Raw genomic sequence first — 13,835 nt, 5'->3', positions numbered from 1 at the left:
ATAGATCAGCTCAACCGTGACCACCTCGTTACCGCATCGGTGTGTCGGATCCGATAGGGGTCGAGCCCCTCAGGACCAACCGCATTCTGGTGCCCCCTCCAGGCCGCGGATGTGCGCTCACGTCTCCCCCTTGTGCCCTCGCCAGGCTGCGGACGATGTAGAGCCCGAGCCCTACTCCACCAAACCTTCTCCGGTCGCCGCTGTCCACCTGGACGAAACGCTCGAAGATCCTTTCCCGGTCAGGCGCGGCGATTCCCACGCCCTCGTCGTCCACCACGACGACCACGTTGTCGTCCTCGGGCCAGGCCTCCACGCTGATCAGCCCGCCCTTCGGCGAGTACTTGAAGGCGTTCTCCAGGAGCTGGCCGAGCACGATGTCCGTGGCGAGCGCGTCACCCAGCACGTACGGCAGCCCGTCGCCGATCGAGACCTCCACCCGGTGCCGGTCCGACAGCACCGGCAGCCCCAGCGTCGCCGCGTGGATGCGCTCGGCCAGGTCGAACTCCTCGATGCGCACCTTGAGCTCGTCCGCGCCGGCCCGCGCGCCGAGCAGCAGGTGGTCCATGAGCTGCCCGAGCGACTTCGCCCGCTCGGCGATCGTGTGCACGGCCGAGCGGCGTTCGAGGTCGCTCAGCTTGTCCCAGCGCGCGTCCAGCGTCGAGGCGAACCCGCGCACGATCGTGATCGGCGTGCGCAGCTCGTGGCTGGTGGTGGCGAGGAACAGGTCCTTGGCCTCCTCCAGCTCCTTGGCGCGGGTCACGTCGCGGAAGTCGACCACGACCTCGCCGGTCTCCTCGATCTGCGCGCTCACCACGTCCAGCCACCGGCCCGTCTCCAGCTGGAAGGTGAGCTTCTCGCCGGGCGCGGGCAGCGGGAACGGCGGCGGCCCGCCGAGCACGCTCTCCGCGGGGATCGCGGTGATCTCGGCGGCGGCCGGGTTCCAGCGCACCACCCGTCCGGCCTCGTCGAGCACGGCGATGCCGTCGGCGCTCGCGTCGAAGACGGCCCGCTCGTGGGCCCGCTGCCGCACCGCGTCCTGGTAGGCCACGGCGTTGCCGACCGCGATGCCCGCGTGCCCGGCCAGCAGCTCCAGCAGCTCCAGCTCCAGGTGGCCGGGCGTGCGCCGGGCGAACAGCGCGTACAGCGCGCCGTAGGGCCGCCCGCCGACCGCGGCCAGGCCGAGCGCGATCGTGTGCAGGCCGTCCAGCCGGGCCCACACCAGGTCATCGAGGCCGCTCGACTCCAGCAGCACCGTCTTGCCGGTGCGTAAAAGCCGGTCCACCAGGCTCGTGCGCAGGTCGGTGGTGGTGCCGCGGATGCTCTCCGGCAGCTGGTACGTGCTCACCAGCCGCAGCCGCTCCCCCTCGATGAGCACGAACCCGCCGGCGTCCGCCCCGGTCAGCTCCGTCAGGCTGGCCGAGATCCGGTCGAGCACGGCGGACAGCTCCAGGTCGGAGTTGAGGTCGCCCACCACGTCGGTCAGCCGGCGCACCAGCCGGGCGCGGCGGGCCATGCGCTCCTTGGCGACCTCGTCGGCCCGCGCCAGGTGGTGGACGCACACGTACCCGGCCACGGCGCTGCCGAGGCGCAGCGCGCTGATGTCCACGCGCACGTCGAGCAGGCTGCCGCCGCTGTCGAGGCGCTTGGTGCGCACCGACACCTGGCCGCCGGTGCGCACGCGCTCCAGCGCCGCGTTGTGCTCGGCGCTCAGCTCGGGCGGGACGATCGGCGCCCGCCGCCCCAGCATCTCCGCCGCCGGCCAGCCGAAGAGCCGTTCGGCCGCCTCGTTCCAGACCAGCACGGTCTGGTCGCGGTCGACCGCCACGACGGCGTTGGGCGAGCTGGCGAGCACCGCGCGGGCGATCTCATCGTCACTACCGGCCCATAGGTCCCCCACTCCTCCATAGTGCACGTGGCGCGGTGGGTGCGTCGGGCGATCCGTCCGATACGCTGCGGTCACGACGATTTCCCTGGAGGGTGCGGGCATGACGAGCGGCGACCTTGACGCCCTGCTGCGTGTGACCTCCAGCACCTACCGGGGAGAGACGCCCGACATCGCGTTCGGCACCTACGACGGCGCCCTGGGCCGCCAGGTGCTGGCCGTCACCGCCAAGGGCATCGTGGCCTGCTCCTTCGAGCCGGAGAACGACGTCTTCGAGCTGATCAGCAGGAACGTGGGCCGCTTCATCGGCCCCGACGCGCGCCGCCTCGACCCGGTGCGCCGCGAGCTCGACGCCTACTTCTCGGGGCGGCTGCGGGCCTTCGCCACGCCGGTCGACCTGTCGCTCGCCACCCCGTTCGCGCGCACGGTGCTGCAGAAGACGATGGCGGTGCCGTACGGCACGACCACGACGCTGGAGAGCATCGGCGAGAGCATCGGCCGGCCGCGCGCGCTGCGCGCGATCGGCAACGCGCTGGCCTCCAACCCCGTCTGCGTGATCGTGCCGTGCCACCGGGTGGTGCGCGAGGACGGCGCGCTCGGCGACTACGCGGGCGGCCTCGCCGCCAAGCAGCACCTGCTCAACGTCGAACGGCGGGCCGCGGCCGGCGTCCGCTGAGCAGCCCGATCAGCAGCGTCACCAGCGCCGCCACCAGGGCCGCGCCGAGCGCGCCGTTCATCCACGGCTCGCGGGTGAAGCCGATCGCGGCGCGCGCGCCGGCCCAGAAAGCGTCCCAGGCGGGCAGGGTGGGCGTCGAGGTGGTCAGCCAGTACGCGGCGAAGCCGAGCGCCCAGGGCAGCAGCATGCTCCAGCGCGAGGGGGCGTCCTCGGCGGTGTCCCAGCGGCCGGAGCGGGCGAAGAGGAAGTAGTCGACGGCCAGCACCGCGAACATCGGCACGAACACCGCGCCGATCACGCCGAGGAACGCGCCGTAGGAGGTCACGTCCACGACCAGGGCGATCGCGACGGTCAGCAGGCCGATGGCGACGGAGAAGACCCGCCGGTCCACGCGCGGCATGAGGTTCTGCAGGGACACCGTCGTCGAGTAGACGTTCGCGAACGACTGGTCGGTCTCGCGCAGCACCAGGACGCCGAAGAACAACGCGCCGAGCGGCGCCGCCACGAACGGGGCGAACACCGCCGTGCTGTCGGCCGTCACCGCCGCCGAGCCCGCGATGGCCACCGCGTACACGCCGAGGCCGAGACAGGCGACCTGGGCCAGCGTGTAGCCGCCCACGACGCCGGTGAACGCGGCCCGGCTGGAGCGCGAGTGCCGGGCGAAGTCGGCGGCCATCGGCACCCACGACACCGACAGCGCGATCACGTAGTCGACGGCGGCGGGGAAGGCGGTCCAGGAGCCGCCGGCGTGGGCCGGGGCCTCGTTGAGGAAGAACCAGGCGAACCACACCATCGACACGATCACGCCGGCGGTCACGTACCGGCGGAGCAGCCGGATCGAGCCGAGCGGCCAGATCGTCAGCGCCGTGGTGAGGACGCCCGCGACGAGCACCCACACCTGGTACGGCACGCCGCCGAAGATCGCGGTGGCCGCCTTGGCGATCACCCACAGCTCGAACGCGCCCCAGCCGAGCATCTGCACGATGTTGAGCACCGTCGGCACGTAGGAGATCCTCGCCCCGAACAGCCCGCGCAGCAGCACCATGGCCGGCTTGCCGGTCCGCGTGCCCGGCACGGCGGACAGGCCCACCATGGCCGTGCCGATGAGGCTGCCGACCAGGGCCGCCATGAGCGCGGCCGCCAGGCTGAGCGGGGCGTCGCCGAGCGGGTCGAGCAGGAACAGCGCGCCGGAGAAGCCGAGCAGGCTGACGCCGAGGTTGGCCCAGAGGGCGCCCTGGTCGAGGACGCCCAGCGTCTTGGGCGGGGTTCCTTCGAGGGTCAGCGGAACTTCGTCGGCGACATGCGTCATCGCTCACTCCCTACGCCGGCATTACCCGGACAGGTTCAGGCGGTCGGCAGCAGCGGTAGCTGCCCTCTCAGCCTGGTTGCCCCAAGCTCCCGCGACGATCTGTAGTTTGTGCCCTCATGATGCCTCAACGGCGCCGGAAGCGCCATATGGGGCTGTTATGCGACAAACGGCTCCTGGCCGGTCTCGCTCACCATGGGACGGCGCGCGGCCTGCCACGACTGCATGCCGCCGCCGACGTTGACGGCCTCGCGGCCGAGCTGGTTGAGCCAGGCCGCGACCTGCAGCGAGCGCCCGCCGACCCGGCAGACGACGTAGACGGTGCGGTCGGCCGGGATCTCCTCGACGCGCCCCTGGATCTGGGTCATGGGGATGTGCACGGCCTCCGGCGCGTGGCCCGCCAGCCATTCGTCCTGCTCACGGACGTCGAGCAGGTAGGCGTCTGCGGGAACGGCGCTGGCCTCGGTCTCAGGAACGGTCATGCCTCCATTGTCTCCGCCGCGCGGCGCGCGTCGTACGCGGCGCGCGCGGCGGCGATCTCGCGCTGGTGCGTCTCGGTCCAGGTCACGAGGGACTTGATGGTCTCGTGCAGGGTACGGCCGAGCGGCGTCAGCGCGTATTCCACCCGAGGCGGCACGACGGGGTGGACCGTGCGGGTAACCAGGCCGTCGCGCTCCAGGTGGCGCAGGGTGACGCTGAGCATGCGCTGGCTGACGCCGTCGATCTCGCGGCGCAGCTCGGTGAAGCGCAGGCTGCTGCAGTCGAGCAGGGCGATCACCAGCAGGGACCACTTGTCCGCGACGCGGTCGAGGATCTGGCGGACCTCGCAGTCCTCGCGGGTGTCCCACTGGCGGACGTCGTAGTCCTCGTCCTTGGTGCTCTCGCAGTAACCGAGTACCGGCAAAGTGCCTTCTTCCATGGCATCCCATCCTGGCCCAAGATGTGGACGGTTACCAGAGATAACCGATAGGCCGATTAGTAACCGGGGGTTTCCCATGCCTGCCCGTCACTGGGGCGTGCTCGCCGTGTTGTGCGGCGCGATCTTCCTTGAAGGCATCGACGTGGCCATGCTCAACGTCGCCCTGCCGTCCATCAGGGCCGACCTCGGCCTGTCCACCGGAGCGCTGAGCGGGGTGGTGAGCGCGTACGTGCTCGGCTACGGCGGCTTCATGCTGCTCGGCGGCCGCGCGGCCGACCTGCTGGGCCGCCGCCGGATGTTCCTGCTCTGGCTGACGGTCTTCCTGCTGTTCTCCGGGCTGGGCGGCTTCGCCGAGGAGGGCTGGGTGCTGCTCGTGGCCCGGTTCGTGACGGGGGTCGCGGCGGCGTTCCTGACCCCGGCCGGGCTGTCGCTGATCACCACGACGTTCCCCGAGGGCCCGCTGCGCAACCGGGCGCTGCTGGTCTACGCGGGGACCGCCGCCGGCGGCTTCGCGCTCGGGCTGGTCATCGGCGGGCTGCTGGCCGCCGTCGGGTGGCGCTGGGTGTTCTTCGCGCCGGTGCTGATGTCGGCGGCGCTGCTGCTCGCCGCGATCCCCCTGCTCAAGGAGCCGCCCGCGGCCGGCCGGCCCGCTGCGCGGAGCTTCGACCTGGCGGGCGCGGCCACCGTGACGGGGGCGATGATGCTGCTGGTCTACGGCGTCGTCCGGCTGGAGCACCCGGGCGACGGCCTGCCGCTCACCGTCGCGGCCTTCGCCGGCGGGCTGGCCCTGCTGGCGGCGTTCGCCGCGATCGAGCGGCGCTCGGCCGCCCCGCTCGTCCGGATGGGGATCTTCCGCGCGGGCGCGCTGGTCCGCACGAACCTCATGGCGGCCCTGCTCACGGCCTCGTTCTTCGGCTTCCAGTTCCTCCTCACGCTCTACCTCCAGGAGCTGCGCGGCTGGTCGGCGATCGAGACCGGGCTCGCGCTGCTCGCGGCGGCCGCCGACGTGGTGCTGGCGCCGACGCTCACGCCGTGGCTGGTCAACCGGTACGGCAACGCCCGGGTGGTGCTGGGCGGGCTGCTGTCGGGGCTGCTGGCCTACGCGTTGTTCCTCGGCGTGGGCCTGGACTGGGCGTACGCGGCCATGCTGCCGTCGATGCTGCTGATCGGGCTGATGTTCGCCTTCGTCTACGGCCCGCTGACGATCGTCGCCACCGACGGCATCGCCGAGCACGAGCAGGGGCTGGCCGGCGGGCTCATCAACACGTCGTTCCAGTTCGGCGCGGCGCTCGGCCTGTCGGCGGTCACCGCCGTGAACGTGGCCGCGCTGGGCGGCGCGGACACGCCGGAGGCGGGCCTGGCCGCGCTGCGCACGGCGCTCGCCGTGCCGGTGACGGCCACGCTGGTGGCCGCGGTGATCGCGGTGATCGGCCTGCGGGCGGCGGCCCGGCCGCGCGCCGGGCAGCCGCTGCCGGTGCCCTAGGCGCTACTTCAGCAGCTTGGACAGGCGGCGGTCGGCCAGCGGCTTGCCGCCCGTCTGGCAGGTGGGGCAGTACTGCAGCGAGGAGTCGGCGAAGGAGACCTCGCGGATCGTGTCGCCGCACACGTCGCAGGGCTGCCCCGCCCGGTTGTGCACGCGCAGGCCCGACTTCTTCTCCGCCTTGAGGTCCTTGGCCGCGAGGCCCTGCGCCCGCTCGACCGCCTCGGCCAGCGTGGTGACGATGGCCTCGTGCAGGTCGGCGATCTGGGCGTCGGTGAGGGTCGCGGCGATCTTGAACGGGGACATCTTCGCGGCGTGCAGCACCTCGTCGGAGTAGGCGTTGCCGATGCCGGCGATGACCTTCTGGTCGCGGAGCAGGCCCTTGATCTGGGTGCGGTTGCCGCCGATGATGCGCTTGAGCGCGGCGACGGTGAAGGACGGGTCGAGGGGGTCGGGGCCGAGGGCGGCAACGCCCGGCACCTCGTCCGGATTTTTCGTGACATAGACGGCGAGCCGCTTCTGCGTCCCCGCCTCCGTCAGCTCGAACCCCGGCGCCTGCCCCTCGTCGTCGGGCGCGAAGCGCACCCGCACCGCGAGCGGGCCCTTCCCCGGCCGCACCGGCTTGGCGTTCGACAGGTCGTCGCGCCAGCGCAGCCACCCGGCCCGGGCCAGATGGATGACCAGGTGCAGCCCATCGCAGTCGAGGTCGAGGAACTTGCCGTGCCTCGCCACCCCGGTGACGCTCAGCCCGCCGAGCGCGCTGACCGGCGGGTCGAACGTCTTCAGCGCCTGGATGCCGACGACGTCGACGGCCATGATCGATCGGCCCACCGCCCGTTCGCGCAGGAAGTGGGCCAGAGACTCCACCTCGGGAAGTTCCGGCATGCTCCCAGGGTACGGTGCCCGCCGGACCGTCCACAGCCTGTGGAAACTACGGCACGTCCCAGAAGGCCAGCTCGTGGGCCATCCCCTGGACGAACAGCGCCTCCGCCCGCGCCGGATCCGGGTCCGCCTCGTCGACGAGCTGCGCGATGCGCGCGGCCAGCGCGGCGAAACCGGGGTCGGCGTAGGTGTCCACCCAGGCGCGGTAGCGGGGCTCGGCCGGCGGGTCCTGCGCCAGGAGCCGGCCGAGGCGCGAATAGCCCCACATGCACGGGTACAGCGCCGCCAGCCCCTCCCCGTAGTCGGCCGCCGACTCCAGCAGGAACGACGTGTACGCCGCGCACGCCGGCCCCTTGACCGCCCCGTCCAGGTCGGCGCCGAACCCGGCCGACAGCGAGCGGTGCAGGCTCAGCTCGTCGTGGTACGTGGCGTGCGCCAGGTCCACCAGGTCGCCGAGGTGCGCGTCCGGCGCCTGCCAGGCCAGCCGGGAGAAGACCCGCACGTAGTCGAGCAGGAACAGGTAGTCCTGCTCCAGCCACGACCGGAACACCGGCTCGGGCAGGTCGCCGCGGGCGATCCCGGCCACGGTGGGGTGGTCGAGCTGCGCCCGCAGCAGCGGTTCGCCGAGGGCGTGCAACTTTTCCGAGATGCTCATGACTGGGAGGTTAGTGTCGAGGCATGAAGGTCACGATCGCCGAGGAACTCCTGCTGCTGGCCTACAGCGAGGACGAAGGCAAGCCGCTCGTCGGCGCCGTCCAGCTCGACCCGGCGCTGGCGGGCGCGCTGCTGGCCGAGCTCGCCGTCGAAGGGCGCGTGGAGCTGTCGGACAAGAAGCTCGTCCTGTCCGGCGCCGAGCCGCTCGGCGACGACGAGCTGGACGCCGTGCTCGCCCGCGTCGCCGAGGACGGCAAGGAGCGCAAGCCCGCCTGGTGGGTGCAGCGCCTGCAGTCGGCCAAGCTGCGCAACCGGCTGCTCACCAGGCTCGCCCAGGCCGGGGTGCTGAGCGAGCAGCGCGGCAAGGTGCTCGGCCTCTTCCCCGTCACGCGCTGGCCGGAGGCCGACCCGGGGGTGGAGGCCGAGGTCAGGGAGCGGGTGGCGAGCGTGCTCGGCGGGGCCGACCCCGACGCCCGCACCGCCGTCCTGATCGCGATCATGCACGCGGCCAAGCTCGACCGCAAGGCGTTCCCCGGGGCGAGCAAGGAGCGGATCAAGGAGATCGCCGAGGGCGCGTGGGCGGCCGACGCGGTGGCGAAGACCATCGCGGCCATCAACGCCGCCGCGATGGCCGCGATCACGGCCGCCACCGTCGCCGCGACGACGACCTCCTCCTCGGGCTGACCCCGGCCTCCTCGGGCTGACCCCGGCCGGGGGCCTCAGCTCGCGTCCGCGACGTCCTTCGGCACCGGCTTGTCCTCCTTGAGCGCGTTGAACAGGGCCGTCGCCTTGGTGCGGTCCCACTTGATCGCGGTGCCGCCGCTCGGCACGATCTCGTTGCCGCCGAACGGCACCACGGTCGTCACCGGGCTGTCGCCCATCGACAGGCCGAGCGAGAGCATGTCGAACACGCCGGTGCCGCCGTCGACCGCGACCGCGTCCGTGGCGCTCATGGCCAGCGGGATCGAGGTGAACGGGTTGATCAGCACGCCGGGGCTCGCCGCCTTCTTCACGACCGCGCCGAGGAACTGCCGCTGCCGCTTGGTGCGCTCGAAGTCGGGCAGCGCGCCGCCCTTCCTGGTGCGCACGTAGCCGAGGGCCTGGGCGCCGTTGAGCACCTGGGTGCCCTTCTTCAGCTTGAGGCCGGCCTTGGGGTCGTCGACGTCGGCGCGGACGTTGATCTCGACGCCGCCGACGGCGTCCACGATGTCCACGAACCCGGCGAAGCCGATCTCCATGTAGTTGTCGATGTGCACGCCGGTGACCGTCTCGACAGTGCGGACCAGCAGCTTCGGGCCGCCGAGCGCGTAGGCGGAGTTGAGCTTGTCGCGGCCCTTGCCGGGGATGGTGACGGCGGAGTCGCGGGGCAGGCTGACCAGCGTGGGCTTGTCGCCGGTGTCGGGGATGTGCAGCAACATCATCGAGTCCGTGCGCTGGCCGACGGCCCGCCCGGTGGCCAGCTTCTTGCGCTCGGCGGCCGACAGGCCCTTGCGGCTGTCGGAGCCGACCAGCAGCCAGTTGGTGCCGGGGGTGTCGCCGGGGCGGCCCTCGTAGTCGTCGAGCACGCCGTCGATGCCGGTGAGCCGCGAGTCGATCCAGAACAGCATGCCCACGGCCGTCACCAGCAGCGCGACCAGCAACGCGGCGACGATCTTCACGATCAGCCGGCCGGACGGCCGCCTGCGCGGCGCGCGCGGGGGCCCGCCCTGGCCCCGCTGCGGCGGTTCGCCACCGCCGCCGGGCGCCCGCAGCGGCCGGACCGGGCTGCTGCCGGAACGTTCCCGGCCGTACACGCGCGAGCGCCCCTGGGGCGGCTGCTGCCCAGGCAACGGCCCAGGCGACGGCCCAGGCGACGGCCCAGGCGATGGCGGGGCGGCGGGGAGCTTGGCGGTGGGCGCGTTCGCGCCCCTCATGGGCGGCGTCTGGTGCGCGGGGGCGCCGCCCGAGCGCAGGCCGTCGTCGGGCCTCGGCGGCAGCGGGCGCCCGTCGCCCGGCGAGCGCATGGCCCGCGTCCGGTCGTCCTCAGACACTTCGCCCTCTTCCCTTCGGTATGCCATAGACGGTACGTCGATCCCCCCGACTGTGCGGAGTGTCACCAAGGTTGCTCCACGGAAAAGTACCCGGAACCAAGAGATCGTAAGGGAGGTCACACCCCGGGATCTCCACATCTGGCCACTGACCGTACGCAACCGCCAGAATCCGACGCCATTACCGGAAATACCTGACATACCAAACCGGCGCCCTTTCATTGACCGCGCATTTTCACCCGCCTTTCATGGCGGGGGACGGATCCTATTCACGAGAAACGGGGGACCGTCATGCGAGTTCATCGAAGATTCGCGCACGGCCTCGCCGCGGCGGGCGTTTTCCTGGCGCCCTTCGCCGCCGCCCCTCCCGCCCGCGCCGCGAACGACCGCTGCGAGTTCAGCATCGGCACGCCGAAACTCGTCCTGCAACCGCGCCGCCAGGTCGAGTCGGTGGTGAGATGGAACTGCCTCGACGTCACCGACGGGCAGTTCATCGCCGATCTCTGGCTGTGCAGCACCCGCGCGGTGCGCAAGCCCGCCGGCGTCTGGTACTGCAGGGTCGCGCAGAAGAAGGACGACATGAAGCCCCGGCTGCGGGGCACCGCGGCCGGCGAGACCGAGCTCTTCTCCCGCTCGGGCAGGGGGCTGTGGTGCGTCAACGCCTCCTGGTGGTACAAGTACGACCTGCGCGTCACCTGGGGGACGAAGCGCAGCCGCAGTTGTCCTTTCCTGGACGCCAGGGGCGATTAACCGATCGCGCGGGGCACCGCGTCGACCGCTCCCCGCACGCTTTCCTCGTCCAGTTCCGCGGAAAGCCCGGAACACGCCCGGCGGATCCGCGCGAGACCGGCGTCGAAAGCCCGGCCGGGCGTGTTCTCGGCGATTTCCATCTCCACCCCGGGCACGTCCTCCGGCCGCTCGGCAAGAACCAATTCCCGGCGCAGCGCCGGCCAGATCCCCGGGCCTCCGCCACGGACGTCCGCCACGACGGAGACCGCCCACACGGTGTCCCGGCGCACCACGCGCAGCGGCTCCACCGGCAGGGGCACGGGATCGGCAGCCACCCGCCGCACCGAGCACATGAGCAGGTCGCCGGCGGGGATCCCGGCGTCGGCGAACATCCGCAGCAGCGACGACCACACGAGGTCCACGGCCTCCCCGCCGGTGGCCACGCCCGGCGGCGGCAGCTCCAGCCAGGGGAAGCGCAGTAGCGCGCCGGGCGTGTTCACCCCCACCACGGCTCCCGGCGCGCCGGCCGCCGGATGCGCGAGGAACGTCTCGCGCACCGCCCGCTCCGCCCAGTACGCCGTCGCCGCCTGCACGCAGACCTTGGCCTTCCACCGCCGCCCCGCCACCCGCCCGCTCACCGCGCGCCCCCGTCCCGCACGCCGGCCCTGGCCTTCCCCATGCGCACCACTCCACACCCGATCCCCGCCCGGCGCCAGGGCCTGGTGTTACCGGAGCGGCGGCGGAAACATAGACGCCACCTGTGTCGTTACGTAGAGGACGACCTCTGTCGAAAGGATGATCGTGTCCGCTCCGGACCCTTGGAGTCTTCGCCCGTGCCACGGCACGGGTCCCTCTGAAGGCTCATCGCGGTGAGCGCCTATCTCGGGCTGCTGGCCCTGTTCCTCCTCACCGCGGCGACCGGTTTCTTCGTCGCCCAGGAGTTCGCCTTCGTCGCCGCCGACCGGGGCGTCCTGCGCGAGCAGGCCGCCGCCGGTGACACCGCCGCCGGCAAGGCGCTCCAGGTCACCTCGCGCCTGTCGTTCATGCTCTCCGGCGCGCAGCTCGGCATCACGGTCACGGCGCTGCTGGTCGGCTTCCTGGCCGAGCCGGCGATCTCGGTGATCGTGCGCCCCTGGCTGGAGGGCGCGGGCCTGCCCGACGCCATGATCTCCGGCCTGTCCGTCGCCGCGGGCGTGCTCGTGGCGACCGTGGTGCAGATGGTGCTCGGCGAGCTGGCGCCCAAGAACCTCGGCATCGCCCGGCCCGAGCCGGTGGCCAAGTTCCTGGCCCGGCCGACGCTCGCGTACCTGGCGGTGGTCGGCCCGGTGGTGCGGCTGTTCGACTCGGCCGCCACGGGCCTGCTGCGGCTGGTCGGCATCGAGCCGGTGGAGGAGGTGGAGCACGGGGCGACCCCGGAGGAGCTGTCGCGCATCATCGAGGAGTCGACCCGCGCGGGCGAGCTGCCCCCGCGGCTGTCCGACCTGCTGGAGCGGGCGCTGGAGTTCGGCGACCGCACGGCCGAGGAGATCATGGTGCCGCGACCCCGCGTGGTCGTGCTGCGCGAGGCGCAGCCCATCTCCGACCTGCTCGGCGTCATGCGCGAGCGCGGCCACTCCCGCTACCCGGTGATCGCCGAGGACGGCGACGTGGTGGGCGTGACCGGCGTCCGCGAGCTGCTGGCCGCCGATCTGAACGAGGGCCGCGTCGGCGCGGTCACCCGCCCGGCGCTGCTGGTGCCCGACAGCCTGCCGCTGCCCGCGGTGCTCGACCGGATGCGCGCCGCGGGCGACGACATCGCCTGCGTCATCGACGAGTACGGCGGCCTGGCCGGCGTCATCACCGTCGAGGACCTGGCCGAGGAGCTGGTCGGCGAGCTGCTGGACGAGAACGACCCCGAGCCGCTGGGCGCGGTGCGCCGGCCCGACGGCGTGTGGGAGGTGCCGGGCCGGCTGCGCCTGGACGAGGTCGAGCGCGCCACCGGCCTCGGCCTGCCGGAGAGCGACGACTACGACACGCTCGCCGGCCTGGTGCTGGCCCGCCTGGGCCGGCTGCCCGACCCGGGCGACGCGGTGTCCGTGCCCGTCACGCGGGCGAGCGACGATCCCTTCGAGGAGGAGGAGGGCGGCCGCACCGCCCGCCTGACGGTGATGTCCCTGAACAGAAGAGTGCCCGAGTGGGTCCGCCTGGTCCCCGAGCAGCAGCCCGCGCCCGCGGAGGCGGCCCGATGACGCTGCTCGTCCTGAGCGTGGCCCTGCTCGCGTTCAACGCGCTGTTCGTGGCGGCGGAGTTCGCCTTCGTCTCGGCCCGCCGCCACCGGCTGGAGGAGATGGCCGCGGGCGGCAACCGGCTGGTCAGGGTGGCCGCGAAGTCCGCGGTCGGCGGCGGCAGGCAGCTCTCGCTGATGCTGGCCGGCGCCCAGCTCGGCATCACCCTGTGCACGCTGGGCCTGGGCCAGGTCACCGAGCCGGCCCTGGAGCACACGATGGAGCCGCTGTTCGCCGCGCTCGGCGTCCCTGAGGGGCTGCGGCTGCCGATCTCGCTCACCATCGCCCTGGCGCTGGTGACGTTCCTGCACATGGTGATCGGCGAGATGGCCCCGAAGTCGTGGGCGCTGACGCACCCCGAGCGGGCGGCGCTGCTGCTGACCCTGCCGTTCCGCGCCTTCACCACCGCGATGAGCCCGCTGCTGAAGGCGCTCAACGCGCTGACCAACGCCATCCTGCGGGTCTTCGGCGTGCAGCCGAGGAACGAGCTGGCCACCACCCGCACCCCGCGCCAGCTCGCCATGCTGGTGGGCGAGTCGGGCCGGATGGGCCTGCTCGACCGCGAGGAGCACGACCTGCTCACCCGGGCGCTCCGCCTGGAGGCCGAGGGCATCGAGCGCCTGATGGTGCCGATCGACCGGGCGGTCAAGGTGGGCGCCGGCGCGACCGCGCAGGAGATCAGGAAGGCGGCGGCCGGCAGCGGGCACCTGCGGCTCCTCGTGGAGGGCCCGTCCGGCGTGGAGGGCGCGCTGCACGCCCGTGACGCCCTGCTGCGCCCGGAGGCCACCGCGGAGAGCCTGAAACGGCCGCTGCCGCGCCTGGCGTGCGTCACGCAGGTGCCGGAGGCCGTGACGGCCCTCCAGGACGCCAGGGCGCACCTGGCCCTGGTGACGAACGCCGCGGGCGCCGTCATCGGCATGGTGAGCCTGACCGACCTGCTGGGCCAGCTCCTGGACACCAGGGCCGCGGGCGTGGCCGCCACGTAGCGACCCCCTCCCGGCGCGCCCGGCGCGGCG

14 protein-coding genes and 1 riboswitch are annotated in these 13,835 nt (G+C 72.7%); of the genes, 6 read left to right on the top strand and 8 right to left on the bottom strand.

Annotated features, from left to right (window positions below; translation table 11 throughout):
* Positions 1–28 precede the first annotated feature (28 nt).
* The gene (locus MF672_RS11425; RefSeq protein WP_242374109.1) at positions 29–1,897 is read right to left on the bottom strand and encodes an ATP-binding protein; all 1,869 of its coding nucleotides are present in this window, start codon (positions 1,895–1,897) and stop codon (positions 29–31) included.
* Positions 1,898–1,985: 88 nt separating this feature from the next.
* On the opposite strand from MF672_RS11425, the gene MF672_RS11420 reads away from it, so the two are divergent.
* Positions 1,986–2,558: a methylated-DNA--[protein]-cysteine S-methyltransferase gene (locus tag MF672_RS11420; RefSeq protein ID WP_242374110.1), complete on the top strand. Its 573-nt coding sequence runs from the start codon at positions 1,986–1,988 to the stop codon at positions 2,556–2,558.
* On the opposite strand, the gene MF672_RS11415 is transcribed toward MF672_RS11420, so the two are convergent.
* The 3 genes from MF672_RS11415 to MF672_RS11405 all read right to left on the bottom strand — a co-directional run bounded on the left by MF672_RS11415 (position 2,521) and on the right by MF672_RS11405 (position 4,768).
* On the bottom strand, positions 2,521–3,867 hold the full coding sequence (locus MF672_RS11415; protein WP_242374111.1) for a purine-cytosine permease family protein: 1,347 nt from the start codon (positions 3,865–3,867) through the stop codon (positions 2,521–2,523). The two genes, MF672_RS11420 and MF672_RS11415, sit on opposite strands and share 38 nt — an antisense overlap.
* Positions 3,858–3,970, bottom strand: a riboswitch (TPP riboswitch). It overlaps the preceding gene by 10 nt.
* Positions 3,971–4,022: 52 nt before the next feature.
* Positions 4,023–4,346 carry a rhodanese-like domain-containing protein gene (locus MF672_RS11410; protein ID WP_242374112.1) on the bottom strand — a complete coding sequence of 108 codons (324 nt, stop codon included), beginning with the start codon at positions 4,344–4,346 and terminating at the stop codon, positions 4,023–4,025.
* Complete coding sequence (locus MF672_RS11405) at positions 4,343–4,768, bottom strand: winged helix-turn-helix transcriptional regulator (protein ID WP_308210477.1); 426 nt, start codon at positions 4,766–4,768, stop codon at positions 4,343–4,345. The genes MF672_RS11410 and MF672_RS11405 overlap by 4 nt, the downstream gene beginning before the upstream one ends.
* Before the next feature lie 91 nt (positions 4,769–4,859).
* Between MF672_RS11405 and MF672_RS11400 the strand changes: the two genes are divergently transcribed.
* Positions 4,860–6,266, top strand: a complete 1,407-nt coding sequence (locus tag MF672_RS11400) for an MFS transporter (protein ID WP_242374114.1) — start codon at positions 4,860–4,862, stop codon at positions 6,264–6,266.
* 3 nt (positions 6,267–6,269) lie between these two features.
* On the opposite strand, the gene MF672_RS11395 is transcribed toward MF672_RS11400, so the two are convergent.
* A complete protein-coding gene (locus MF672_RS11395) occupies positions 6,270–7,148 on the bottom strand; it encodes an Fpg/Nei family DNA glycosylase (protein ID WP_242374115.1) in 879 nt (292 codons plus the stop codon).
* A 46-nt stretch (positions 7,149–7,194) separates the two neighbouring features.
* The gene (locus MF672_RS11390) at positions 7,195–7,800 is read right to left on the bottom strand and encodes a TenA family protein (protein WP_242374116.1); all 606 of its coding nucleotides are present in this window, start codon (positions 7,798–7,800) and stop codon (positions 7,195–7,197) included.
* Positions 7,801–7,823: 23 nt separating this feature from the next.
* On the opposite strand from MF672_RS11390, the gene MF672_RS11385 reads away from it, so the two are divergent.
* Positions 7,824–8,483 carry a GOLPH3/VPS74 family protein gene (locus MF672_RS11385; protein ID WP_242374117.1) on the top strand — a complete coding sequence of 220 codons (660 nt, stop codon included), beginning with the start codon at positions 7,824–7,826 and terminating at the stop codon, positions 8,481–8,483.
* 35 nt (positions 8,484–8,518) lie between these two features.
* Here the strand turns inward: MF672_RS11385 and MF672_RS11380 are convergent, their stop codons facing one another.
* Positions 8,519–9,829, bottom strand: a complete 1,311-nt coding sequence (locus MF672_RS11380; protein WP_242374118.1) for an LCP family protein — start codon at positions 9,827–9,829, stop codon at positions 8,519–8,521.
* Positions 9,830–10,117: 288 nt separating this feature from the next.
* Between MF672_RS11380 and MF672_RS11375 the strand changes: the two genes are divergently transcribed.
* A complete protein-coding gene (locus MF672_RS11375; protein ID WP_242374119.1) occupies positions 10,118–10,576 on the top strand; it encodes a hypothetical protein in 459 nt (152 codons plus the stop codon).
* Here the strand turns inward: MF672_RS11375 and MF672_RS11370 are convergent.
* Positions 10,573–11,193: a hypothetical protein gene (locus MF672_RS11370; protein ID WP_242374120.1), complete on the bottom strand. Its 621-nt coding sequence runs from the start codon at positions 11,191–11,193 to the stop codon at positions 10,573–10,575. The two genes, MF672_RS11375 and MF672_RS11370, sit on opposite strands and share 4 nt — an antisense overlap.
* Positions 11,194–11,424: 231 nt before the next feature.
* Between MF672_RS11370 and MF672_RS11365 the strand changes: the two genes are divergently transcribed.
* On the top strand, positions 11,425–12,783 hold the full coding sequence (locus MF672_RS11365; protein ID WP_242374121.1) for a hemolysin family protein: 1,359 nt from the start codon (positions 11,425–11,427) through the stop codon (positions 12,781–12,783).
* Complete coding sequence (locus tag MF672_RS11360; RefSeq protein ID WP_242374122.1) at positions 12,780–13,805, top strand: hemolysin family protein; 1,026 nt, start codon at positions 12,780–12,782, stop codon at positions 13,803–13,805. The genes MF672_RS11365 and MF672_RS11360 overlap by 4 nt, the downstream gene beginning before the upstream one ends.
* Positions 13,806–13,835 lie beyond the last annotated feature (30 nt).

The organism is Actinomadura luzonensis, from assembly GCF_022664455.2.
GTDB classification, from domain to species: domain Bacteria; phylum Actinomycetota; class Actinomycetes; order Streptosporangiales; family Streptosporangiaceae; genus Nonomuraea; species Nonomuraea luzonensis.
This window is presented reverse-complemented; position numbering and strand designations above follow the sequence as displayed.